Origin of the sequence: Microbacterium sp. LMC-P-041, assembly GCF_030209555.1 — a bacterium.
Taxonomy (GTDB): Bacteria; Actinomycetota; Actinomycetes; order Actinomycetales; family Microbacteriaceae; genus Microbacterium.
The window spans coordinates 71,275-94,318 of the sequence record NZ_JARVRV010000002.1; the positions used below are offsets into that span (position 1 = coordinate 71,275).

At 67.4% G+C, this 23,044-nt stretch carries 21 protein-coding genes and 1 tRNA gene; 10 read left to right on the forward strand and 12 right to left on the reverse strand.

The genetic code is table 11. The features are described from left to right. Nucleotides 1–2 precede the first annotated feature (2 nt). From QRN21_RS04220 to sufB, 5 genes are read right to left on the reverse strand one after another with little or no spacing between them, the layout of a single operon-like run. Nucleotides 3–332, reverse strand: a complete 330-nt coding sequence (locus QRN21_RS04220; RefSeq protein ID WP_053096448.1) for a metal-sulfur cluster assembly factor — start codon at nt 330–332, stop codon at nt 3–5. 10 nt (nt 333–342) lie between these two features. Beyond that, nucleotides 343–1,113 carry a Fe-S cluster assembly ATPase SufC gene (gene sufC, locus QRN21_RS04225; RefSeq protein ID WP_053096451.1) on the reverse strand — a complete coding sequence of 257 codons (771 nt, stop codon included), beginning with the start codon at nt 1,111–1,113 and terminating at the stop codon, nt 343–345. Continuing rightward, entirely contained in the window at nt 1,114–1,440 is a 327-nt protein-coding gene (locus QRN21_RS04230) for a non-heme iron oxygenase ferredoxin subunit (RefSeq protein ID WP_053096453.1), read from the reverse strand. After that, nucleotides 1,437–2,642 (reverse strand): Fe-S cluster assembly protein SufD, encoded by a 1,206-nt coding sequence (gene sufD, locus QRN21_RS04235; RefSeq protein WP_187249747.1) that lies wholly within the window; start codon nt 2,640–2,642, stop codon nt 1,437–1,439. The genes QRN21_RS04230 and sufD overlap by 4 nt, the downstream gene beginning before the upstream one ends. After that, nucleotides 2,643–4,061 carry a Fe-S cluster assembly protein SufB gene (gene sufB / locus QRN21_RS04240; RefSeq protein WP_053096457.1) on the reverse strand — a complete coding sequence of 473 codons (1,419 nt, stop codon included), beginning with the start codon at nt 4,059–4,061 and terminating at the stop codon, nt 2,643–2,645. A 232-nt stretch (nt 4,062–4,293) separates the two neighbouring features. Here sufB and QRN21_RS04245 point away from each other — a divergent pair, with 232 nt between their 5' ends. Then, nucleotides 4,294–5,397, forward strand: coding sequence for a COX15/CtaA family protein (locus QRN21_RS04245; RefSeq protein ID WP_056278886.1), 1,104 nt, complete (start codon nt 4,294–4,296; stop codon nt 5,395–5,397). Between the two features lie 72 nt (nt 5,398–5,469). After that, nucleotides 5,470–5,913 (forward strand): hypothetical protein, encoded by a 444-nt coding sequence (locus QRN21_RS04250; protein WP_285363225.1) that lies wholly within the window; start codon nt 5,470–5,472, stop codon nt 5,911–5,913. Here the strand turns inward: QRN21_RS04250 and QRN21_RS04255 are convergent. After that, nucleotides 5,859–6,764, reverse strand: coding sequence for a heme o synthase (locus QRN21_RS04255; protein WP_053099149.1), 906 nt, complete (start codon nt 6,762–6,764; stop codon nt 5,859–5,861). The genes QRN21_RS04250 and QRN21_RS04255 overlap by 55 nt on opposite strands. Nucleotides 6,765–7,130: 366 nt before the next feature. Here QRN21_RS04255 and tkt point away from each other — a divergent pair, with 366 nt between their 5' ends. The 6 genes from tkt to pgl are packed head-to-tail and all read left to right on the forward strand — an operon-like array spanning nt 7,131 to nt 15,230. Further along, a complete protein-coding gene (gene tkt, locus QRN21_RS04260; RefSeq protein ID WP_285363381.1) occupies nt 7,131–9,227 on the forward strand; it encodes a transketolase in 2,097 nt (698 codons plus the stop codon). After that, nucleotides 9,224–10,336, forward strand: coding sequence for a transaldolase (gene tal / locus QRN21_RS04265; protein WP_053096462.1), 1,113 nt, complete (start codon nt 9,224–9,226; stop codon nt 10,334–10,336). The genes tkt and tal overlap by 4 nt, the downstream gene beginning before the upstream one ends. After that, a complete protein-coding gene (locus tag QRN21_RS04270) occupies nt 10,333–11,940 on the forward strand; it encodes a glucose-6-phosphate isomerase (protein ID WP_053096464.1) in 1,608 nt (535 codons plus the stop codon). The genes tal and QRN21_RS04270 overlap by 4 nt, the downstream gene beginning before the upstream one ends. A 22-nt stretch (nt 11,941–11,962) precedes the next feature. Further along, a complete protein-coding gene (gene zwf, locus QRN21_RS04275) occupies nt 11,963–13,513 on the forward strand; it encodes a glucose-6-phosphate dehydrogenase (protein WP_053096466.1) in 1,551 nt (516 codons plus the stop codon). Continuing rightward, a complete protein-coding gene (locus tag QRN21_RS04280) occupies nt 13,510–14,445 on the forward strand; it encodes a glucose-6-phosphate dehydrogenase assembly protein OpcA (protein ID WP_285363226.1) in 936 nt (311 codons plus the stop codon). The genes zwf and QRN21_RS04280 overlap by 4 nt, the downstream gene beginning before the upstream one ends. After that, complete coding sequence (gene pgl / locus QRN21_RS04285) at nt 14,445–15,230, forward strand: 6-phosphogluconolactonase (RefSeq protein WP_285363227.1); 786 nt, start codon at nt 14,445–14,447, stop codon at nt 15,228–15,230. The genes QRN21_RS04280 and pgl overlap by 1 nt, the downstream gene beginning before the upstream one ends. Before the next feature lie 12 nt (nt 15,231–15,242). Here pgl and QRN21_RS04290 read toward each other — a convergent pair whose 3' ends face one another. Beyond that, on the reverse strand, nt 15,243–16,226 hold the full coding sequence (locus QRN21_RS04290) for a DMT family transporter (RefSeq protein ID WP_053096472.1): 984 nt from the start codon (nt 16,224–16,226) through the stop codon (nt 15,243–15,245). Nucleotides 16,227–16,287: 61 nt separating this feature from the next. Here QRN21_RS04290 and def point away from each other — a divergent pair, with 61 nt between their 5' ends. Both def and QRN21_RS04300 read left to right on the forward strand, forming a co-directional pair. Then, nucleotides 16,288–16,854 carry a peptide deformylase gene (def, locus tag QRN21_RS04295; protein WP_072591388.1) on the forward strand — a complete coding sequence of 189 codons (567 nt, stop codon included), beginning with the start codon at nt 16,288–16,290 and terminating at the stop codon, nt 16,852–16,854. Nucleotides 16,855–16,973: 119 nt separating this feature from the next. After that, complete coding sequence (locus QRN21_RS04300; protein WP_053096476.1) at nt 16,974–17,489, forward strand: septum formation family protein; 516 nt, start codon at nt 16,974–16,976, stop codon at nt 17,487–17,489. Nucleotides 17,490–17,636: 147 nt separating this feature from the next. Here the strand turns inward: QRN21_RS04300 and QRN21_RS04305 are convergent. The 5 genes from QRN21_RS04305 to dusB form a co-directional block, all read right to left on the reverse strand. Next, nucleotides 17,637–17,712: transfer RNA gene (locus QRN21_RS04305), tRNA-Asn, on the reverse strand. A 96-nt stretch (nt 17,713–17,808) separates the two neighbouring features. Continuing rightward, entirely contained in the window at nt 17,809–18,582 is a 774-nt protein-coding gene (locus QRN21_RS04310) for an ATP-binding cassette domain-containing protein (RefSeq protein WP_053096485.1), read from the reverse strand. 36 nt (nt 18,583–18,618) lie between these two features. Further along, nucleotides 18,619–20,484, reverse strand: a complete 1,866-nt coding sequence (gene dnaG / locus QRN21_RS04315) for a DNA primase (RefSeq protein WP_056278891.1) — start codon at nt 20,482–20,484, stop codon at nt 18,619–18,621. Next, nucleotides 20,484–21,878, reverse strand: a complete 1,395-nt coding sequence (locus QRN21_RS04320; protein ID WP_187249759.1) for a deoxyguanosinetriphosphate triphosphohydrolase — start codon at nt 21,876–21,878, stop codon at nt 20,484–20,486. The genes dnaG and QRN21_RS04320 overlap by 1 nt, the downstream gene beginning before the upstream one ends. Further along, nucleotides 21,868–23,022, reverse strand: coding sequence for a tRNA dihydrouridine synthase DusB (dusB, locus tag QRN21_RS04325; protein WP_053096491.1), 1,155 nt, complete (start codon nt 23,020–23,022; stop codon nt 21,868–21,870). Before dusB ends, QRN21_RS04320 begins: the two co-directional genes overlap by 11 nt. Nucleotides 23,023–23,044: the final 22 nt, after the last annotated feature.

Consider the following 23,044-nt stretch of genomic DNA (forward strand, 5'->3'; position numbering starts at 1 on the left):
TCTCAGATCGCGAAGCCGAGGGCGCGCATCATGTCGCGCCCGTCGTCTGTGATCTTCTCCGGACCCCACGGCGGCATCCACACCCAGTTGATGCGGAAGCGGTCGACGACGTTGTCCAGAGCCTGCGCGGTCTGGTCCTCGAGCACGTCCGTCAGGGGGCAGCCGGCGCTGGTCAGCGTCATGTGGATGACGAGAGCATCGTTCTCGTCATCCCAGGCGAGGTCGTAGATGAGGCCGAGGTCGACGACGTTGATCCCGAGTTCCGGGTCCATGACGTCTTTGAGCGCCTCGGTGACCTCGTCGTACTTCGCGTCCGTGAGGGTGGCTGTCATGCGAATCAGCCTACGCCTCGATGGGGGCTGCGGGGTCGAGGAAACGGTCGTATCCCTCTTCCTCGAGCCGGTCTGCGAGCTCAGGGCCGCCCTCTTCGACGATCTTGCCCGCGACGACCACATGCACGAAGTCCGGACGGATGTAGCGGAGGATACGGGTGTAGTGCGTGATCAGCAGCACGCCGAGTCCGGTCGACTCCTTGGCGCGATTGACGCCTTCCGAGACGATCTTCAGCGCGTCGACGTCGAGGCCCGAGTCGGTCTCGTCGAGAATCGCGAACTGCGGCTTGAGGACCTCGAGCTGCAGGATCTCGTGACGCTTCTTCTCGCCACCGGAGAAGCCTTCGTTGACGTTGCGCTGAGCGAACTTCGGGTCCATGCGGAGGTTCGCCATGGCCGCCTTGACGTCCTTGGTCCAGCCGCGGATCGCCGGAGCTTCGCCGTCGAGTGCCGTCTTGGCGGTGCGGAGGAAGTTCGTCACCGTCACGCCGGGGATCTCGACCGGGTACTGCATCGCGAGGAACAGGCCGGCGCGCGCGCGCTCGTCGACGCTCATCGCGAGCACATCCTGGCCGTCGAAGGTGATCGAGCCGGAGGTCACGGTGTACTTCGGGTGACCGGCGATCGTGTACGCGAGCGTCGACTTGCCCGAGCCGTTGGGGCCCATGATCGCGTGCGTCTCACCGGTGTTCATGGTGAGGGTGATTCCGTTGAGGATCGGGGTGGTACCCGCCTCGGTCTCGACCGTCACGTGCAGGTCGCGGATTTCGAGAACAGACATTCAGACTTCCTTCGTCACAGTCGGGTCGATGAGCACGTCGTCGCCGTCGATCTCGACGACGTAGACCGGAACGGGCTCATAAGCAGGGAGGTTCTGGGGCTTGCCGGTGAGCAGCGAGAACGCGGAGCCGTGGGCCCAGCACTCCACCGTGTCACCTTCGACGAAGCCTTCGGCGAGAGAGATGTCGCCATGCGTGCAGGTGTCCCCGATGGCGTGGATCACGCCTTCGGAGTCCTTGATCACGGTGATCGGGACGCCGTTCGGCTCGACGCGGATCGGCATGTCCTGCTCGAGTTCCGCGACGCCGCACACGCGCTCGGCGCTCATGCGTTCACCTCGGCGAGCTCCGTCTCGATCGCGTCGAGCAGCTCGGTCTCCAGTGCCGGGATCCCCAGGCGCTGAACGATGTCGGTGAGGAATCCGAGCACGACGAGTCGGCGCGCTTCCTCTTCGCTGATGCCGCGGGCCTGCAGGTAGAACAGCTGCTCGTCATCGAAGCGCCCCGTGGCGCTGGCGTGGCCGGCGCCGAGGATGTCCCCGGTCTCGATCTCGAGGTTCGGGATCGAGTCGGCGCGTGCACCCTCGGTGAGCACCAGGTTGCGGTTCGCCTCGTAGGAGTCGGTGCCCGTCGCGTCGGCGCCGATGAGCACGTCGCCGATCCAGACGCTGTGCGCTCCCTGCCCCTGGAGCGCACCCTTGTAGAGCACGTCGCCCTTGGTGTGCGGGCCCTTGTGGTGCAGGTAGACCTGGCTCTCGAGGTGCTGCCCGGCATCGGCGTAGGACAGTCCGTAGAGGTACCCCTCGGATCCGCCGCCGGCGAGCTCGACGCTCGGGTTCACGCGCACGACTCCGCCGCCGAAGCTGATCACGAAGTGCTTGAGCGTGGCATCCGCATCGACCCTGGCCTGATGCGCAGAGGTGTGCACGGCCTCGTCCTGCCACTGCTGCAGGCTGATGACAGTGAGCTTCGCGCCATCGCGGACGATGATCTCGACGTTCTGCGAGTACTGCGCGGCTCCGGTGTGCTGGAGCACGACGGTGGCCGAGCTGTGCTCGAGTGCCTCGATCACGATGTGGGCATCGGCGCGCAGTTCGGCGCCGAGGCCCTCGATCGAGACGAGGATCGGCTCAGCGACCTCTTCTTCACGCGGGATGCGGATGTGCAGCGCTTCGGACGAGCCCTGCCAGGCGACGGCCGCCGTGATGTCCTCGGCCAGGAAGACCTCTCCGCGCGGGGCATCACCCGCGGCGAGCGGTGCCGCCACGTACTTCTCGCCGTCACCGAACGAGTAGCGCACGCCCTCGGTCGGACCTGCCACCTCGAAGAGGGCGGAGAGCTTGGCCACCGGAGTGTGCTTCCAGTTGACCTCGCGGCCGGTCGGCGAACCGAAGTCGGCTGGTTCGAAGGAGTGCGGACGCTCCGAGCGGGTCTGCACCGGGACGAATCCGGCATCCGAGACCTGAGCTGCGGGGTCGATGTGCGCGTTCGTGTGCTGCGCCTCGCTGGGCGCTGTCGTCGAGGCCGCCATTTAGCCGACCGATCCTTCCATGCCCATTTCGATGAGCTTGTTCAATTCCATCGCGTACTCCATGGGCAGTTCGCGCGCGATCGGCTCGATGAAGCCGCGCACGATCATCGCCATCGCCTCGTCCTCGGGCATGCCGCGGGACTGCAGGTAGAAGAGCTGCTCCTCGCTGACCTTCGAGACGGTGGCCTCGTGGCCCAGCTGCACGTCGTCGACCCGGATGTCGATGGCCGGGTACGTGTCGGAGCGCGATTTCGTGTCCACCAGCAGCGCGTCGCAGCGCACGGTGTTCGCGGAGTGGTGCGCGTTCGCGTCCACCCTCACCTCGCCGCGGTATCCCGCACGTCCGCCGCCACGGGCGATCGACTTGGAGACGATCGACGACTGCGTGTACGGAGCCATGTGGATCATCTTCGCGCCGGCATCCTGGTGCTGGCCGGGACCCGCGAAGGCGACCGAGAGGGTCTCGCCCTTGGCGTGCTCGCCCATCAGGTAGATCGACGGGTACTTCATCGTCACCTTGGAGCCGATGTTGCCGTCGACCCACTCCATCGTCGCGCCCTCATGGGCGACGGCGCGCTTGGTGACGAGGTTGTAGACGTTGTTCGACCAGTTCTGGATCGTCGTGTACCGAACGCGGGCGTTCTTCTTCACGATGATCTCGACGACGGCCGAGTGCAGCGAGTCCGACTTGTAGATCGGAGCGGTGCAGCCCTCGATGTAGTGGACGTAGCTGTCCTCGTCGGCGATGATCAGGGTCCGCTCGAACTGGCCCATGTTCTCGGTGTTGATGCGGAAGTACGCCTGCAGCGGGATCTCGACGTGCACGCCCTTGGGGACGTAGACGAACGAACCTCCCGACCACACGGCGGTGTTGAGCGCGGCGAACTTGTTGTCGCCGGCCGGGATCACGGTGCCGAAGTACTCCTCGAAGAACTCGGGGTGCTCGCGGAGCGCGGTGTCGGTGTCCATGAAGATGACGCCCTGCTCCTCCAGATCCTCGCGGATCTGATGGTAGACGACCTCTGACTCGTACTGCGCTGCGACGCCGGCGACGAGGCGCTGACGCTCGGCCTCGGGGATGCCGAGGCGCTCGTACGTCTCGCGGATCTCAGCCGGGAGATCCTCCCAGGACTGGGCCTGCTTCTCGGTCGAGCGCACGAAGTACTTGATGTTGTCGAAGTCGATCTCGCTGAGGTCTGCACCCCAGGTCGGCATCGGCTTGCGACCGAAGAGCTGATAGCCCTTGAGTCGGGTCTTCAGCATCCATTCGGGCTCGTGCTTGAGCGCCGAGATCCCGCGGACCACCTCTTCGGAGATACCGCGCTTGGCGATGGCTCCGGCGGCATCTTCGTCATGCCACCCGAATTCGTACACCCCCAGGCCGTCAAGCTCCGGGCGGTCGATCAGCACATCCGACATCACACACTCTCCTCACAGGTCCCAAACGGTGTCATCCGCCCCGACACACCTGATCCCCGTCGAGTCTGCGGGAGCGGGTGCCGTTGGTGGGCCCTCATCACCGGCGCATCCATCGCGCCTAAACTGTTAGCGATGCTTCAGCGCGGTCAGCGCTCATCACAACAATCCGATTCTACAGGTTCCGCCTGAAGACAGGGCCGCTCGCCGTGTCCGGCGCGGTTCGGAGAGACTTATGCCCGAGACGACGATCTCCTCCCCCACGAACGCGGCAGCGTCGACGCATGCGATCCTCTGGGGACGAGCGCTTCGCGTCTTCGCCTGGCTCTCATTCCTCGCGCAGACCATCATCATCGGCACCGGCGGTGCCGTGCGGCTGACCGGATCAGGCCTCGGATGCTCCGAGTGGCCGCTCTGCACGCCGGAGTCGCTCGTCCCGATCTATGCCGATCAGGGAATCCACGGCATCATCGAGTTCGGCAACCGCGTCATGACGGGTGTGGTCGGCGTCATCGCCCTCGCCGTCCTGCTGCTCGTGCTGGCGCGCACCGGGGGGAAGGCCACGGTGTTCTCGGCCCTCCGCTTCGCCGCCGCCGGAATCGTGGCGGCCGGGGTCGTGTTCTTCGTCTTCACGCTCGTCGACCTCCCCGCCACGCCCTTCGCGATGGCGGCTCTGCTCGTGACGGTCATCGCCGCCACGGTCAGATCGGTCAGGGTGACGACCGAAAGGCGGGATCTCGTCATCCTCGCCTGGGTCGTGCTGATCGGCGTCGTCGCGCAGGCTCTTGTGGGCGGCATCACGGTGCTCACGGGACTGAACCCCTTCATCGTCGGATTCCACTACGTGTCGTCCCTCCTCCTTGTGTGCGTGACCGCGGCCTTCCTGGTCAGGCTCTACGCCGCGCCCGGACCGCGTGAGCGCGCGGTGCCGACCTGGTTCGCGGCACTGAGCCACATCACCGGTCTCGCCCTCGCCGTGACGATCCTGTTCGGCGTGCTGACCACCGGTTCCGGGCCGCACTCCGGCGACGCGGCCGTCGAGCGCCAGGGATTCGACGCCACGGTGCTCGCCCACGTGCACTCCTGGCCGGGATACATCCTCGCCGCGCTCGTCGTCACCTTGACGATCGCCGCGTGGGTCCTGCACCTACGACCGCGCAGATGGCTGCTCGTGCTCGTGCTGGCGATCCTGGTGCAGGTCGGCGTGGGCGTGTGGCAGGCGCGCGAAGGCCTCCCGCCGGTGCTCGTGGGCATCCACATGGTGCTCGCCTCGCTGTCGGCGGCTGCGTACACCGTGGTGGTGCTGAACCTGAAGAAGCCGGCCGCTGCGGAGGCCTGACCCCGGCTGCGCACAGGGGATGCATAGCCCGGGCATCAGCGGCTCATCAGTTCGTCTTGCACCGTTGCGGACATGAACAAGTCATTGACACGCAGCATCGGCTTCTGGCTCCTCCTCGTGCTCTCGCTCGCTTCAGCGGGAGTGGGCGGGTGGCTGATCGCCGGCCAGGTCGGCACCATGACGAGCACTCTGCTCGACGGCACGGCGACCGGCATCGAGGTCTACGTGGGGCAGTCGCTCGTCGTCGTCGGAGCCGCGCTTCTGGGCGCCGGCGTCATCGGCGTGCTGATCGCCGTCGGTCTGAGTGCGGTGCAGGCGCTCCTGTCTTCTCCTGCGCCCGCAGTCGTCGGGCCGATCGACGGGACGAACGAGTCAGCTGAGGCCGATGAAGCCGACACCATCGACTCCGAGATCCCCGCGACAGTGGCGGACGACGAGCTGGTCGGCGACGCCGAGCAGGATCAGAACGGCAGCAGCGGGTCGACCGCGACGGCCACGAAGATCAGCGTCAGATAAGTGATCGAGGCGTGGAAGACTCGCATCGGCCGCGCCTCGTTGCCTCGCACCGCCTGGTTGTACAGGCGGTGCGACTCATAGATGAACCAGCCGCCGAACACCGCGGCGGAGACGCCGTAGACGAGGCCCATGTTCGCGATCGGGATCAGCAGCAGCGAGCAGGCGACGGTCGCCCAGGCATAGAGGATGACCTGGAGGCCGACCTGTGAGGCGTTGCGGGTGACACCGAGCATGGGCACGTCGACGTCGTCGTAGTCGTCCTTGTACTTCATCGACAGCGGCCAGTAATGCGGCGGCGTCCAGAGGAAGATGAGCGCGAACAGGATGAACGCGGGCCAGTCGAGCGAGCCGGTGACGGCAGCCCAGCCGATGAGCACCGGGAAGCACCCGGCGATGCCGCCCCAGATGATGTTCTGCTCGGTGCGTCGCTTGAGGATCATCGTGTAGATGACGACGTAGAAGAAGATGGCGGATGCCGACAGCGTGGCCGCCAGCCAGTTCGTGGTGAACCACAGCCATACGGTCGAGACGACGGCGAGCGTCCAGGAGAAGATCAGCGCGCCTCGCGGGCTGATCTCGCCGGTCACCAGCGGACGGTTCTCCGTGCGATGCATGTGGGCATCGATGTCGCGGTCGAGGTACATGTTGAACGCCGCGGCCGAGCCGGCGCTCAGCGAGCCGCCGATCACGGTGGCCAGCACGAGCCACATATCGGGAAGACCGCCTTGAGCGAGGAACATCACCGGGACGGTCGACACCAGCAGCAGTTCGAGGACGCGCGGCTTGGTGAGGGCGACGTACGCCTTCACGGTGCGACCGATGGACTTCTTCACAACGGTCTGATCAGACATCGTCGAGATCTCGATCGCCTCCTCCACACGCGTCACGACAGCGTTTCCCAGTCTAGGGCACGCCGGGCGCAGGGCTCGCCCGCCCCGATGATCAGCGCTCCACCGACCCTCGCATCCGGGCTCCCGGGACGCGACGGGATCGCGTTCCAGGACTCCTGATCCGCAGTTCCACCGCTCATCGCAAGCCTCGACGAAGGCATGGAATTACTGGACGGGCGGAGCGTTGTAAAGGGGGGTAACGAGTCGAACCTCGGCGCTATGCTGAAATGACTCGCGCGTCCGGCGCACATCACAAACCCCTCCGTATCGTTGCGGACTGCGATCGTGCAATCCGGCGCTCTCGAACAGTTGCAGAAGGGCTTCACAGTGTCGGAATTGCAGTGGGATGAGATCGACCGACGCGCGGTGGACACCGCGCGTCTTCTGGCTGCGGATGCCGTGGAGAAGGTCGGCAACGGCCACCCCGGCACCGCGATGAGCCTGGCTCCGGCCGCGTATCTCCTCTATCAGCGGGTGCTTCGTCACGACCCGACCGACACCGACTGGCTGGGTCGTGACCGTTTCATCCTCTCGGTCGGACACTCCTCTCTCACCCAGTACGTGCAGCTCTACCTCGGCGGCTTCGGCCTCGAGCTCGACGACCTCAAGGCGCTCCGCACCTGGGGCTCGCTCACCCCGGGTCACCCCGAATACGGTCACACCAAGGGCGTCGAGATCACCACCGGCCCGCTGGGCCAGGGACTCGCTTCCGCCGTCGGCTTCGCGTACGCCGCTCGCTACGAGCGCGGCCTGTTCGACCCCGAGGCAGAGGCGGGCACCAGCCCGTTCGATCACTTCGTCTACGTGATCGCCGGTGACGGCGACCTCCAGGAAGGCGTCACCAGCGAGGCCTCCTCGCTCGCGGGCCACCAGGAGCTCGGCAACCTCATCGCGATCTACGACTCCAACCAGATCTCGATCGAGGACGACACGAACGTCGCCTTCACCGAAGACGTCGCCAAGCGCTACGAGGCCTACGGCTGGCAGGTCCAGCTCGTCGACTGGAAGAAGACCGGCGAGTACGTCGAGGACGTCGCCGAGCTCAACGCGGCGATCGAGGCCGCGAAGGGCGAGACCTCGAAGCCGTCGCTCATCATCCTGAAGACGATCATCGGCTGGCCCTCGCCCGGCAAGCAGAACTCCGGCAAGATCCACGGCTCCGCGCTCGGTGGCGACGAGCTCGCCGCAACGAAGAAGGTCCTGGGCTTCGACCCCGAAGAGCACTTCTCCATCGCCGACGACATCATCGCCCACACCCGCGCACTCGCGGATCGCGCCGCGGAGACCCGCGCCGAGTGGCAGAAGTCGTTCGACGCGTGGGCCGCGGCCAACCCTGAGCGCAAGGCGCTGCTCGACCGCCTCGAGGCGAAGGAGCTGCCGGCCGACATCACCTCGGCGCTCCCCGTCTTCGAAGGCGGCAAGGACGTCTCCACGCGTGCGGCCTCCGGTCAGGTCATCAACGCACTCGCCGCCGAGCTCCCCGAGCTCTGGGGCGGATCGGCCGACCTCGCCGAGTCGAACCTCACCACGATCAAGGACTCGAAGTCCTTCATCCCCGCCGAGTGGTCGACCCACGAGTGGTCGGGCGACCCCTACGGCCGCGTGCTGCACTTCGGCATCCGCGAGCACGCCATGGGCGCCATCGTCAACGGCATCGTGCTGCACGGCCCGACGCGCGCCTTCGGCGGCACCTTCCTCATCTTCAGCGACTACATGCGCCCGCCGGTGCGTCTGGCCGCGCTGATGAACGTCCCCAGCATCTTCGTCTGGACCCACGACTCCGTCGCCCTCGGAGAGGACGGCCCGACGCACCAGCCCGTCGAGCAGATCGCGACGCTCCGCGCCATCCCGAACTTCACCCTGGTGCGTCCGGCTGACGCCAACGAGACCTCGGCCGCCTGGCTCGAGATCCTCCGACGCCACGAGGGCCCCACCGGCATCGCGCTGACCCGTCAGAACATCCCGGTGTTCGAGCGCGGCCAGGGTGCAGCCGACGGCGACCTCTTCGCCTCGACAGACGGTGTCTCGAAGGGTGCATATGTGCTCGCCGAGGCGCCGAACGGCACCCCCGACGTGATCATCATCGCGACCGGGTCCGAGGTCCAGCTGGCGGTCGACGCCCGGGCGGCCCTGGCCGAAGAGGGCGTCAACGTCCGCGTCGTGTCGGCTCCCTCGCTCGAGTGGTTCGACGAGCAGGACGAGGCGTACCGCGAGTCGGTCCTGCCGAAGGCCGTCACCGCCCGCGTCTCGGTCGAGGCCGGCTCCGTCCTCAGCTGGCGCGGCATCGTGGGCGACCGCGGCCGTTCGGTCGGCATCGACCACTTCGGCGCCTCCGCCGACTACAAGACCCTGTTCCAGAAGTTCGGCATCACCACCGAGGCCGTCATCGCGGCCGCACGCGAGACCATCAAGGAGAACGCATGAGCACCCCCACCGCAGACCTCGCAGCAGCCGGTGTCAGCATCTGGCTCGACGACCTGTCCCGCACCCGCATCTCGTCCGGCAACCTCGCCGAGCTGATCGAGTCGCGCAACGTGGTCGGCGTGACCACCAACCCGACGATCTTCGCGAACGCGATCACCGACAAGAACAACACCTCGTACGACGCTCAGGTCACCGAGCTCGCAGCGTCGGGCGCCACGGCGGAAGAGGCCGTGTTCGCCGCGACCACGCAGGACGTCGCCGCCGCTCTCGACGTCTTCCGCCCCGTGTGGGAGAAGTCGGGCCACGTCGACGGCCGCGTCTCCATCGAGGTCTCCCCCGACCTCGCGCATGACACCGAGGGCACCGTCGCACAGGCCAAGCAGCTGTGGGCAAAGGTCGACCGTCCGAACCTGCTCGTGAAGATCCCCGCGACGAAGGCGGGCCTGCCTGCCATCACCGAGGCGATCGCATCGGGCATCAGCGTCAACGTCACCCTGATCTTCAGCCTCGAGCGCTACGCCGAGGTCATCGACGCCTACCTCACCGGTCTCGAGCGCGCGCACAGCGCCGACTTCGATCTGTCGAGCATCCACTCCGTGGCCTCGTTCTTCGTGTCGCGCGTCGACACGGAGACCGACAAGCGCCTCTCGGCGATCGGCACCGACGAGGCCGAGGCGCTCAAGAGCAAGGCAGGCCTCGCGAACGCGCGTCTCGCCTACGAGCTCTACGAGCAGAAGTTCGCCGAGAAGCGTGCGCAGGACCTCATCAAGCTGGGCGCCAACCCGCAGCGTCCGCTGTGGGCGTCGACCGGCGTCAAGGACCCGGCCCTGCCCGACACGCTCTACGTCACCGAGCTCGTGGCGAAGGACGTCGTCAACACGATGCCGGAGAAGACGCTCGAGGCCACCTTCGACCACGGCGTCGTCACCGGTGACACGATCACGGGCGGCTACGACGAGGCTCGCGCCGTGTTCGCCGGTCTCGCCGACCTCGGCATCGACTTCACCGACGTCACCCAGGTGCTTGAGGACGAGGGCGTCGCCAAGTTCATCGACTCCTGGCACGATCTGCTGACGCAGGTGGCTGAGGGCCTCGAGGCGCAGCGATGACCTTTGCGATCCACGCCTCGGGCGCGGCTCGGGTCGCGATCGACGAGACGGTTCCCGCTCTCGTCCACGACCTGGTCGCCTCGCGGGTGACCGGCGGCGACGCAGCCCTGTGGGGTCCCGCCGCCGAGTCCGAGGCGTCGATCCGCCTGGGCTGGGTCGAGGCGGTATCCGTCTCGCGCCCCCTCGTCGCCGAGATCGTCGCCCTCCGCGCCGATCTGCACGCGAAGGGTGTGAACCGCGTGGTGCTCGCCGGCATGGGCGGCTCATCGCTCGCCCCCGAGGTGATCGCCCAGACCGCCGGTGTCCCGCTGACGATTCTCGACTCGACCGCGCCGAGCCAGGTGCTCGCCGCGCTCGACGAGGGCCTGGAGAACACCGTGCTGGTCGTCTCCTCGAAGTCCGGCTCGACCGTCGAGACCGACTCGCAGCGTCGCACTTTCGAGGCCGCGTTCCGCGACGTGGGCATCGACCCGCTCGAGCGCATCATCGTCGTGACCGACCCGGGCTCGCCGCTCGACGTCTCCGCTCGTGAAGCCGGCTACCGCGTGTTCAACGCCGACCCGCACGTCGGCGGGCGGTACTCGGCCCTCACCGCCTTCGGCCTCGTACCGTCGGGGCTCGCGGGCGCTGACATCGCCGAGCTCCTCGACGAGGCCGAGGCCTCGCTCCTCGAGGTCGCCATCGACTCGGCCGACAACCCGGCACTCCGGCTGGCCGCGGCAATCTCAGCCACCACGCCGCGACGCGACAAGCTCGGTCTCATCACCGACGGCACGCACATCAACGGGCTCCCCGACTGGATCGAGCAGCTCATCGCGGAGTCCACCGGCAAGGACGGCACCGGCATCCTTCCCGTCGTCCTGCTGCCCGTGTCGCCGGAGCTCGACTCCCGACCCGCCGATCTCCAGATCGTGCGGCTCGTCGACGACGCGAACGAGTTCCACCTGCGCGAACGTCACGAGGGCGAGATCCTCGTCAGCGGTTCGCTGGGTGCGCAGCTCATCGTGTGGGAGTACGCGACCGCCATCGCCGGGTATCTGCTCGGCATCAACCCGTTCGACCAGCCCGACGTCGAGTCGGCGAAGGTCGCCGCCCGTGGACTGCTGGATGCACGTCCCGCTCCGACGACACCGGCGTTCGTCGAGAACGGCGTCGAGGTCCGCGTCTCCGACCCCGCTCTCGCGGTGTCGGGAACCGTCGAGGGCGTGCTCGACGCGCTGTGGGCTGTGCTGCCGGAAGACGGCTACGTGTCGATCCAGGCATACGTCAACAGGCTCGACGTCCCGCAGCTGCAGGGTCTCCGCGAGCTCGTCGCCGCCGACTCCGGTCGGCCGACGACGTTCGGATGGGGACCCCGGTTCCTGCACTCCACCGGCCAGTACCACAAGGGCGGGCCGGCGCAGGGCGTGTTCCTGCAGATCCTGGAGCGCACGGATGTCGACCTCGAGATCCCCGAGCGCCCGTTCACGTTCGGACAGCTCATCGAGGCACAGGCCGCCGGCGATGCCGGTGTCCTCGCCGAGCACGGCCGTCCGGTCGTCTCCCTGACGATCACCGATTCGTCGGCCGACGTCCTCACCCTCTTCGAAGCCGCACAGAAGTAACAGCCAGGAGAATCCCCCACCGATGTCTGTTCCCATCTCGCGCGGGCACAACCCGCTGCGTGACCCCGATGATCGCCGCCTCAACCGGATCGCCGGGCCCAGCGCCCTCGTGATCTTCGGTGTGACCGGAGATCTGTCACGCAAGAAGCTCATGCCCGCCGTCTACGATCTCGCCAACCGCGGACTCCTGCCTCCCGGATTCGCTCTCGTGGGCTTCGCCCGTCGAGACTGGGAGGACCAGGACTTCGCCCAGGTCGTGTACGACGCCGTGAAGCAGCATGCACGCACGCCCTTCCGCGAAGAGACGTGGGCGCAGCTGCTGCAGGGCATCCGCTTCGTCTCGGGCGAGTTCGACAACCCCGAGTCCTTCCGCAAGCTGCGCGACACGGTCGATCAGCTCGACGTCGAACGCGGCACGATGGGCAACCACGCGTTCTACCTGTCGATCCCGCCGAAGGATTTCCCCCTCGTCGCGAAGCAGCTCAAGGACTCCGGCCTCGTCGGAGCGAATGACGACGACGATGAGCGCTGGCGACGTGTCGTGATCGAGAAGCCGTTCGGCCACGACCTCGAGTCGGCGCGCGAACTCAATGCCGCCCTCGAGGTGGCGTTCTCCGCCGACTCGATCTTCCGCATCGACCACTACCTCGGCAAGGAGACGGTCCAGAACATCCTGGCCCTGCGCTTCGCGAACGAGCTGTACGAACCGATCTGGAACCGCAACTACGTCGACCACGTGCAGATCACGATGGCCGAGGACATCGGCGTCGGTGGCCGTGCGGGCTACTACGACGGCGTCGGTGCGGCGCGCGATGTCATCCAGAACCACCTGCTGCAGCTGCTCGCGCTCACCGCCATGGAAGAGCCGATCAGCCTGTCCGCCGAGCACCTGCGTGCCGAGAAGGAGAAGGTTCTCGCTGCGGTCCACGTGCCGGAGGATCTCTCGCTCGCGACCGCCCGCGGGCAGTACGCGGGCGGCTGGCAGGGTGGCGAGCAGGTGACCGGATTCCTCGACGAGGACGGGATGAACCCCGAGTCCGCGACCGAGACCTATGCCGCGATCAAGCTGGAGATCGACACCCGACGCTGGTCCGGCGTCCCGTTCTACCTTCGCACCGGAAAGCGTCTGGGGCGTCGTGTGACCGAGGTCGCCGTCGTGTTCAAGAAGGCACCGGAGCACCTCTTCGGCCGCTCGAACACGGCAGAGCTCGGCCAGAACGCACTCGTCATCCGCGTCCAGCCCGATGAGGGCGTCACGATCCGCTTCGGATCGAAGGTGCCCGGAAACGGCACCAACGTGCGCGATGTCACCATGGACTTCGGTTACGGCCACGCGTTCACCGAGGCGAGCCCCGAGGCGTACGAACGTCTGATCCTCGACGTGCTCCTGGGCGACCCGCCGCTGTTCCCGCGCCATGAGGAGGTCGAGCTCTCCTGGAAGATCCTCGACCCCGTGGAGAAGTACTGGGCAGCCGAGGGCGGCCCGGTCGACCAGTACGCACCCGGTTCGTGGGGTCCGGCATCCGCCGACGACCTCCTTGCCCGTGATGGACGAGTGTGGAGACGCCCATGATCATCGACCTTCCCGACACGACCGTCAGCCAGGTCGCCAAGCAGCTCGTCAAGGTGCGCGAAGAGGGCGGCGCCGTCGCACTCGGCCGTGTGCTCACGCTGATCATCTCTGCACGCAACGGCGTCGCAGAGGCAGCGATCGACGCGGCAAACGACGCGTCCCGCGAGCACCCCATGCGTGTCATCGTTCTCACCACGGGTGAGGGCGAGTCGCGTCTCGACGCTCAGATCCGCGTCGGCGGTGACGCCGGCGCCTCCGAGGTCGTCGTCCTCCGGGCCTACGGCGACGCCGCCAGCAACGAGGAGAGCCTGGTCACAGGTCTGCTCCTGCCCGACGCCCCCGTCGTCGCCTGGTGGCCCGAAGAGGCGCCGACATCGCCGGCCTCGTCTCCCCTCGGCAAGATCGCGCAGCGCCGCATCACGGATGCCGCGACCGCACCCGATGTTCGCGACCGCCTGGGACTGCTCGGCGAGACCCACGCGCCGGGCGACACCGACCTCGCGTGGACCCGTCTCACGCACTGGCGCGAGCAGCTCGCCGCCGTGCTCGATCAGCCGCCGTTCGAAGAGGTCACCGCTGTCGAGGTGCGCGGTGGATCGGCCTCGCCGTCGACCGCGCTGCTCGCCGCATGGCTGCAGATGGCCCTCAACGTCCCGGTGACCTGGTCGTACGAAGACCCCGAGCACTGGCAGGAGGGCATCAAGTCGGTGCGTCTGCACCGCTCGTCGGGCGACATCCTGCTCGAGCGCCCCACGCCCGGCGTGGCCGTGCTCACGCAGCCCGACCAGCCCGACCACGACCTGCACCTGCCGCGCCGCACGCTGCGGGAGTGCCTCGCCGAGGAGCTGCGTCGCCTCGACCCCGACGTCCTGTACGGTCGAGTGATCACCGAGGGCTGGGAGAAACTGGGTCCGCCCCAGACAGGAGAATGATGTCGACGAAGACAGCGCCCGCAGAGAAGCGGGTCGTGGTCGAAGCCACGCCCGCAGCACTTGCCGCGAGCGTGGCCGACAGATTCCTGACGCGCCTTCGTGCGCGCACGCGCAACGGCCGCATCGCCCACATCGCCCTCACCGGCGGTTCGATGGGCGGTGCGGTTCTGCGTGCGACGCGCGACGACCCCAGGTCGGGTCAGATCGACTGGTCGCTGGTTCACTTCTGGTGGGGCGATGAGCGGTTCGTCGCTCGCGACGACGCCGATCGCAATGCGGTGCAGTCGCGTGAGGCCCTGCTCGACCACATTCCCGTCCCCGCCGAGAACATCCACGAGGTCGCTGCTGCGGACGAGGGGCTGACCCTCGACGAGGCGGCTTCGGGGTACGCGGCGGATCTCGCGCGCTACGGGACCGACGAGCACCCGTGGCCCTCGTTCGCGGTCTGCTTCCTCGGCGTGGGGCCCGACGGCCACATCGCCTCACTCTTCCCCGATCGCCCCGAGGTCACCGTGACGGACGCCGCCGCGCTGCCAGTTCGCGACTCTCCCAAGCCTCCGCCGGAGCGTGTCACGCTGACGCGCCCGGTGCTCAACGCGTCGAAGCGTGTCTGGCTGGTCCTCACCGGCGCGGACAAGGCGTCGGCGCTCGGACTCGCCCTCGCGGGAGCGAGCTACACCAACGTTCCAGCCGCGGGCGCCAAGGGCCGCAAGCGCACCGTCTTCTTCGTCGACGAGGCCGCTGCGTCAGAGGTCTCGCCCGACCTCATCGACCCGGCGTACTGAAGTCGAGAGAACTCAGGCCTCGGGGTCTTTTGTCGCGTCGTCACTGCCGCGCGTGATCCCGAGGTCCTGGCTGTCGCTCAGCACCTGCGGGTGGTACCGCGCGAGGTTGACGACGCCCCAGATCGCGATGGCACCGGCCACGGCGAAGATCACGAGGACCCACGGCGGTGACGCCGCGGCCTCTCCGAGCACGACCATGCCGATGAGCACGGCGACCATGGGGTCGACGACCGTCAGTCCGGCGATGACGAGATCCGGCGGCCCCGAGCTGTAGGCGGACTGGACGAAGTACGCTCCGACGGCGCCGGCCGCGATCAGCGCGATGACGCACACGAGGGTGATCCACTCGAAGTTGCCGGCGCTGATCCGGCTGATGACGGCTTTGGCGAGAGTGGCGACGAAACCGTAGAGGATGCCGGCGCCGATGACGTAGAACAGAGCGCGCATGCGGTGGCGGAGCACCAGCCAGCAGGCGCCGAGCACGATGATGACGACCAGCAGGATCGCCAGGATCGTGAAGAGCTCGGTGTCGGTGATCTCCTTCTCCGTGGCGTAGATCGCTGCGAAGAAGACGAACAGGAAGATGCCGCCCACACAGCAGACGATCGCGATGATCGACTTCCTGGTCGGCGAATGACCCGAGATCCGTGCGTTGAGCAGCGTGGTGATGACGAGCGCGATGGCGCCGAGCGGCTGCACGACCATCAGCGGCGCTTGAGAGAGCGCCGCGAGCTGACACACGATCGCCAGGCCGAGCATCAGCGTTCCGGCTATCCAGGAGGGCCGGGTGAGCAGGCCCTTCATCTGGCTCATGCTCAGACCGCTGGCTCCGTCGGATCCGCTGAGCCGCTCCACCTTCTCGACGCCACGATGCTGATACTGCGCGCCGAGAGACATGAAGACGGCACCCGCAAGCGCGAGGGGGATGCCGAGGAGCAGTTTCGGGTTCTGGAAGACACCGACCAGCTGCTCGGTGACGTCTTCCGCCCCAGTCATCCATACGGAGATGCTCACCCTTCGACCCTACCCGGCGATGTGCGCCGAGTAGGGTTATGGCGTGGCTGTTCTTCCTATTCGCATCATGGGCGACCCCGTCCTGCACTCCCCCGCTTCCGTCGTCGAGGAGATCTCCGACGACATCCGCACGCTCGTCGCCGACATGTTCGAGACGATGGACAGGGCCCCGGGCGTCGGTCTCGCCGCACCCCAGGTCGGCGTGCCGCTGCGCATCTACACGTACGCGTACGTCGACGATGACGAGCAGCCGTGGCGTGGCGTGATCATCAACCCGGAGCTCTGGATGGTGCCGCTGGAGCCCGGCGAGCCGGACGACGAGCTGGAGTCCGAAGGCTGCCTCTCGTTCCCGGGTGAGCGATTCCCGCTACGGCGCTCGGAGCGGGTGCGGGTCTCAGGCGTCGATCTCGACGGGGCGCCTGTGGAGATCGCGGTCGACGGCTGGCGCGCCCGCATCATGCAGCACGAGTTCGACCACCTCGACGGCATCCTCTACATCGACCGCCTCTCGGACGGCGACTGGAAGACCGTCCAGAAGATCGCGAAGAAGCGCGGGTGGGGCAAGCCCGGCGCGAGCTGGGTCCCCGGCATCGACGATCTGGAAGCCTGACCTTCCCTCCCAGCCCGCTCACAGTCTTCTCGGAGTTGCATCACAGACTCCGGCCCGGATACCGTGCTTGAGGTGGTATTTCAATATGCCACTCACCAAGAGGCTCTGGAGGGGACGAAATGATGAAGATGCGCACGCGACGCGCACTGGCGCTGGCAGGTTCTGCTGTGGCGCTGTCGGTCGCACTGACCGGCTGCAGCGCGCTGAACGGCATCCTGGGGGGCGGCTCGGGCGACGCCGACCGCGACGAGGACACCGGACAGGTGACCGAGAGCTCGAACATCGACATCTTCTCGCTGAAGCTCGGCGACTGCAAGATGGCGAGTGCAAGCGGTCTCATCGAGGACGCCGACGTCGTCCCGTGCGACCAGCCGCACGATGAAGAGGTCTACTACGAGATCACGATGGACGACGGCGAGTTCTCCGAGGAGAACATCGACGCCGCGTCGCAGGAGTGCATCGGCGACGCCTACACGAGCTTCGTCGGTGTCGCCTTCGAGGCCTCGGTGCTCGAGGTCTACCCGATCACGCCGACCCAGCAGACCTGGGACGAGCTGAACGACCGCGTCGTGCAGTGCGTGATCTCCGACCCCGCCGGCCAGACCACCGGGTCACTCAAGGGCGCAGCGCGCTGATCTCGCTCTGATCACCGAACGAGGCTCCGTCATCCGACGGGGCCTCGTTCGCATATCCGGAGGTCACCATCGAATGACCTCGAAGAGACAATAGCGGGGACTCGCACCGCAGAAAGGGAAAAGCCCCTCCGAAGAGGGGCTTTTCATTGGCTCCCCGGCTTGGACTCGAACCAAGAACCTGCCGGTTAACAGCCGGCTGCTCTGCCAATTGAGCTACCGAGGAATGTGCTCCGCTGTGCGGGCAACTCGTCAATCCTAGCAAACTCCGGAGCGTGCTCGTGACACGGGCCGCAGGTCGGGCGTGTCGTCGGCACCCCTGTCAGTGGCCCGAATCCGCCTCGGCGTTGGGCGCCCACAGCAGGTCCTTGCCGACACCGCGGGCGACCACGTGACCCCCGCGCAGCATCAGCGTCTCCGCATTCAGCTCACGGATGAAGTCGGCGTCGTTCGTCACCAGCAGCGCGCCCATCCCCTGCTCCTTGCGCCGACGGGTGATCGCGTCGAACACCACGGGCCGCACCTCGAGATCGAGGTTGGCGAGGATCTCGTCGGCGATGAGCACCCAGGGCTCGAGCACGAACGATCGCGCAATCGCCACGCGCTGACGCATGCCTGCGCTCAACTCGTACGGGAACCTCGCGGCTGTTCCGAGAGGCAGGTGCAACTCGTCGAGCAGCGTCGCGACGCGGATGGAGAGCGCCTGGGTATTGACCCGCTTCTCGCGGATCAGGATCGGCTCTGAGATGATCTCGCTCACCGTGAGCTGGGGAGGGAGGTCGGCACCGGCGCCCTGCGGAACGAATCCCGTGCGGTAGGTCAGCAGGCGATGCTTGCGTCCCGGCCGGCGGATGTCGACTCCGCACACCTGAGCGCTGCCTCCGACGACCCGGACCGACGGATCCGTGGATCCTGCCAGCGCCGCGACGAGCGTCGACTTGCCCGAGCCGGTCGGGCCGGCGACGCAGATGAGCTCGCCCGGTGCGAGAGCGAAGCTCACCCCGTCGATCGCGCGGGTGGGGCCGCTGTGCCCGATTCGATCGATGACCAGATCAGAGCTGTCGATCGCGTTGGTCGATTCGGGCCGGGAGAACATTCCTCCATCCTGCCTTGCCGCGCCTGACAGCCGGCGTTACGACTCGGCGAACCGCTGACGCTCGACGTCGATGTCGCGAAGACGCATCCGCAGGGCGCGCCCGCCGTCCGAGTCCGCGGGAACCCGCTGCACGGCACCGAGGAGCTCCTGCTTCTCGTGCTCGAGGATGCGCATGATGAGCCGCTTGGCGAGATCGGTCGTCGAGGCGACGGCGCCGTCTTCGTTGCGAGCCGGGAACGGCGTCATCAGCAGCTCGCCCGCGAGCGATCGGTAGGGTTCGCGCACCGAGTTCACGGCATCCGTCACCCAACCGGCGCGGGTGCGGTCAGCCGCGGCCGCGACGGCCTCGCGCACGGCGTCGAGCCCCGGGGTGCGGAACGGAGCGCTGAGGGCGCGGGTGAGCAGCGCCTGATCGATCTGGTGACCGTACTGCAGGGCGCCCATCAGCGCGTCGCGTTCGACCGCGACATCCGCGGTTCGCGGCAGGCTCGCAAGAGTGACCGGAGCCATGCCCGGCGCCACTGTGGCGGGGTCGATCGTGGTCTCGTGCCTGGCCGCCTCGTGCCGCGCGGACTGCGCTCCCCCACGTGCGGCACGTTCGACCTCGTTGCGCACCTCGGTCGGGTCCATGCCCAGCCTTCGCGCGAGCACCCGCTCGTATCCGGGTCGCAGCAGACGATCGCGAATCTCCGCCACGATCGGCGCTGCCGCGCGCAGCGCGCCCACCCGGCCCTCGACCGTCGAGAGGTCGAAGCCGCTGAGCTTCCTGTCGATCGCGAACTCGAACATCGGCTGCTTGGTCTCCATGAGGGAGCGCACGGCGGCATCACCGCGCTGCAGCCTGAGGTCGCACGGGTCGAGGCCGTCGGGCGCCACCGCCACGAACGTCTGCGCGTTGAAGCGATCGTCCTCGGTGAAGGCGCGAAGCGCGGCCTTCTGACCTGCCTCGTCGCCGTCGAAGGTGAAGACCACCTCTCCGGAGGCGTTGTCGTCGCCCATCACCCGGCGGAGCACCTTGATGTGATCGGTTCCGAACGCCGTGCCGCACGTCGCGATCGCGGTCGTGAGGCCGGCGAGGTGACACGCCATGACATCGGTGTATCCCTCGACCACCACGACCCGGCGGGGATCGCCCCGCGAGATGTCGCGCTTGGCGAGATCGAGGCCGTACAGGACCTGGGCCTTCTTGTAGATCGGCGTCTCAGGCGTGTTCAGGTACTTCGGCCCCTGGTCGTCGTCGAAGAGCTTGCGCGCACCAAACCCGATCGTCTGACCGGAGACGTCGCGGATCGGCCAGACGAGGCGGCCTCGGAAGCGGTCGTAGACGCCGCGCTGACCTGTCGACACCAGACCGGCAGCACTCAGTTCCTCGCGCGTGAACCCCTGAGCCGTGAGGGCTTTCAACATCTTGTCCCACCCGCGCGGCGCGAAGCCCACGCCGAAGTGCGCGGCAGCACCGGCGTCGAAGCCGCGCTCCCCGAGGAACCGGCGTCCCGCCTCCGCATCGGCGGTGAGCAACTGGCCGCGGAAGTACTCGGCGGCGGCGGTGTTGGCCGCATAGAGACGACTGCGTCCGCTCGTCTCCGGTGCCGACCCGCCGTCTTCATAGTGCAGCGCGTAGCCGAGGCGGCCGGCCAGTCGCTCTACGGCCTCGGTGAAGCTGACGTGGTCCATCTCGCGCAGGAACGAGTAGACGTCACCCGATTCACCGCATCCGAAGCAGTGGTAGTAGCCGACCTGGGGCCGCACGTGGAAGCTGGGGCTCTTCTCGTCATGGAACGGGCACAGGCCCTTCAGCGAGCCGACTCCGGCGGACTTGAGTGCGACGCGCTCCCCGACGATGTCGGCGATGTTCGTGCGGGCCTTGACCTCGTCGACATCGGCCTGGCGGATGCGGGGCATCAGCCGACCCCTTCGATGACCGCCTGACGCGGCGTGTGCTGACGAGCACCCGGTCGCGCATGTCTCGGAGTCCAGATCCCGACCTCCGCAGGGTCGATCTCGCCGACGAGCCTGTTGTGCCAGTCGATCGCGCTCTGATCGGTGAGGCTCGCGATCTGATCGACGATCACGCGGGCGCGCTCGGCGTCGCTCGTCGCCGCGAGGAAGTCCGCCGAGAAGGCGGGCTCGAGCACGTCCGCGCCGGCAGACCACAGCGCGTCGGTCGACCAGAGCGCATCGGCCAGACGCTTCAGCACCCGCCGCTGCTCTTTGTACACGCCTTTGCGGGCATCGATCGTGACGATCGCCTGCCCCATGATGCCCTTGAGCACGGCGATCTCAGCCTCGATCACCCGCGGCACCACGACGTGAGCGTTGTAGCGCACGAGAGCGGGGCCGGAGTATGCCTCACGCGTCGCCGAGACGGCTGCTCTCGCGAAGCGGCCGATGAAGTCGCTCGTCAGGTTCTTGAGCCGGGCGAGGTCATGCCGTGATCGGTCGAAGGACTGCAGCCACATCGGCTGGGAGGCGAGTCGATACAGGGCATCGGCGAGGTCGTCGCGGGTGAAGTCGTACCCGACCCACTGCTGGATGCGGTCGATGAGCGCCTCATGCTGACGCGGATCGGACAGCTGCGCGACATCGACGTAGCCGTTGACGATCGCATCCTCGAAGTCGTGCACCGAATAGGCGATGTCATCGGACAGATCCATGATCTCCGCCTCGATGCAGCGTCGGCGTCCGGGGACTCCCTCGCGCAGCCACCGGAAGACCGCCTCGTCCTCGGGATACACGCCGAACTTGAGTCGACCTCCTGGGTCGGGCACGGGGCTGTCGGCGGTCCACGGGTACTTGCAGGTCGCGTCGAGGCTGGCTCGCGTCAGGTTGAGTCCGACAGAGCGCCCGTCGTCGTCGATCGCCTTGGCCTCGAGACGGCTCAGGATGCGCAGCGACTGCGCATTGCCTTCGAACCCGCCGATGGGTTCGGCCCACTCGTTGAGCGCACGCTCGCCGTTGTGCCCGAAGGGAGGGTGTCCGAGATCGTGACTGAGGCACGCGGTGTCGACCACATCGGCCGAGACTCCGAGTGCGGTGGCGAGTTCGCGTCCGACCTGGGCGACCTCGAGCGAGTGGGTCAGACGATTGCGGGCGAAATCGGCTGTGCTGGCCGGGCTGAGCACCTGGGTCTTCGCGGCCAGTCGACGCAGAGCCGCCGAGTGCAACACGCGCGCACGGTCGCGGGCGAAGTCGTCTCGTTCGGATCGATGGGTCTCGGCGAAGAATCGCTCGGCATCGCGCGGGTCGTATCCGTCCGAGCGTCCGCGAGCCGGGTATGCCTGAGGATCAGCCGCCACTGTTCTCGATCTCCGCCCCTCGCATCATCTCTGAGGCCGACGCCGCGAGTTCCCGCGACTCCAGCCACTTGTCCGGCAGCGCCGGGCGTTTCGGGCGACCGGACCGACCGCGCTGTCCTTCGGCATCGGCGCCGGGGTACGGCGCCGAATGATCGAGCTGGCCGAGCAGCTCGTCGATCTCGGCGAGGCTGGATGCTGTCGCGAGCCCCGTCCGGATGTCGCCGCCGACCGGATAGCCCTTGAAGTACCACGCGACATGCTTGCGGACATCGCGGCATCCGCGGTCCTCATCCTCGAAGAACTCGACCAGCAGCTCGGCGTGGCGACGGAAGGCATCGGCCACGAACCCGAGGGTCGCGTCGACCGGATGCGATTCCGCGCCGAAGGCCGCCGCGAGCTCGCCGAAGAGCCAGGGACGACCGAGGCATCCACGTCCGACGACGACTCCGTCGCAGTCGGTCTGCTGCATCATGCGCACGGCGTCGTCGGCCGACCAGATGTCGCCGTTGCCGAGCACGGGGACGCTGGTGACGGCCTGCTTGAGCTCGCCGATCGCGTTCCAGTCCGCGAAGCCGGAGTAGAACTCGCTCGCCGTCCGCGCATGCAGCGCGATGGCCGAGACACCGGCGTCTTCGGCAGCGCGCCCGGCGTCGAGGAACGTGAGGTGGTCGGGATCGATGCCCTTGCGCATCTTGATGGTCAGGGGCACGTCGCCCGCCGCCTTGACCGCCTGGGTGACGATCTGCGAGAAGAGAGAGCTCTTCCACGGCAGCGCCGCTCCCCCGCCCTTGCGCGTGACCTTGGGGACCGGGCATCCGAAGTTCAGGTCGATGTGGTCGGCGTGGTCTTCGGCGACGATGATGCGGACGGCCTCGGAGATCGTGTGCGGGTCGACGCCGTAGAGCTGGATCGACCGCGGAGTCTCGGACTCGTGGTGGCGGATGAGTCGCATCGTGGTCTCGTTGCGCTCGACCAGCGCGCGCGAGGTGATCATCTCGCTCACGTAGAGCCCCGCACCGTATTCGCGGCACAGCCTGCGGAACGCGGTGTTCGTGATACCCGCCATGGGTGCGAGGACGACCGGCACGTCGAGGGCGATCGGACCGATGTTGAGGGTGCGAGCTGAGGCGGTGGCGAGAGTCATGTCCCCTCCATTCTCCCAGACA

Coding starts and splice junctions, on each gene's coding strand:
- QRN21_RS04220 (WP_053096448.1), bottom strand. CDS start 332: ATGACAGCCACCCTCACGGACGCGAAGTACGACGAGGTCACCGAGGCG.
- QRN21_RS04230 (WP_053096453.1), bottom strand. CDS start 1,440: ATGAGCGCCGAGCGCGTGTGCGGCGTCGCGGAACTCGAGCAGGACATG.
- dusB (WP_053096491.1), bottom strand. CDS start 23,022: ATGACTCTCGCCACCGCCTCAGCTCGCACCCTCAACATCGGTCCGATC.
- QRN21_RS04300 (WP_053096476.1), top strand. CDS start 16,974: ATGATGAAGATGCGCACGCGACGCGCACTGGCGCTGGCAGGTTCTGCT.
- QRN21_RS04290 (WP_053096472.1), bottom strand. CDS start 16,226: ATGACTGGGGCGGAAGACGTCACCGAGCAGCTGGTCGGTGTCTTCCAG.
- dnaG (WP_056278891.1), bottom strand. CDS start 20,484: ATGCCCCGCATCCGCCAGGCCGATGTCGACGAGGTCAAGGCCCGCACG.
- sufC (WP_053096451.1), bottom strand. CDS start 1,113: ATGTCTGTTCTCGAAATCCGCGACCTGCACGTGACGGTCGAGACCGAG.
- sufB (WP_053096457.1), bottom strand. CDS start 4,061: ATGTCGGATGTGCTGATCGACCGCCCGGAGCTTGACGGCCTGGGGGTG.
- QRN21_RS04280 (WP_285363226.1), top strand. CDS start 13,510: ATGATCATCGACCTTCCCGACACGACCGTCAGCCAGGTCGCCAAGCAG.
- sufD (WP_187249747.1), bottom strand. CDS start 2,642: ATGGCGGCCTCGACGACAGCGCCCAGCGAGGCGCAGCACACGAACGCG.
- QRN21_RS04270 (WP_053096464.1), top strand. CDS start 10,333: ATGACCTTTGCGATCCACGCCTCGGGCGCGGCTCGGGTCGCGATCGAC.
- QRN21_RS04310 (WP_053096485.1), bottom strand. CDS start 18,582: ATGTTCTCCCGGCCCGAATCGACCAACGCGATCGACAGCTCTGATCTG.
- QRN21_RS04250 (WP_285363225.1), top strand. CDS start 5,470: ATGAACAAGTCATTGACACGCAGCATCGGCTTCTGGCTCCTCCTCGTG.
- pgl (WP_285363227.1), top strand. CDS start 14,445: ATGTCGACGAAGACAGCGCCCGCAGAGAAGCGGGTCGTGGTCGAAGCC.
- QRN21_RS04245 (WP_056278886.1), top strand. CDS start 4,294: ATGCCCGAGACGACGATCTCCTCCCCCACGAACGCGGCAGCGTCGACG.
- zwf (WP_053096466.1), top strand. CDS start 11,963: ATGTCTGTTCCCATCTCGCGCGGGCACAACCCGCTGCGTGACCCCGAT.
- QRN21_RS04255 (WP_053099149.1), bottom strand. CDS start 6,764: ATGTCTGATCAGACCGTTGTGAAGAAGTCCATCGGTCGCACCGTGAAG.
- tal (WP_053096462.1), top strand. CDS start 9,224: ATGAGCACCCCCACCGCAGACCTCGCAGCAGCCGGTGTCAGCATCTGG.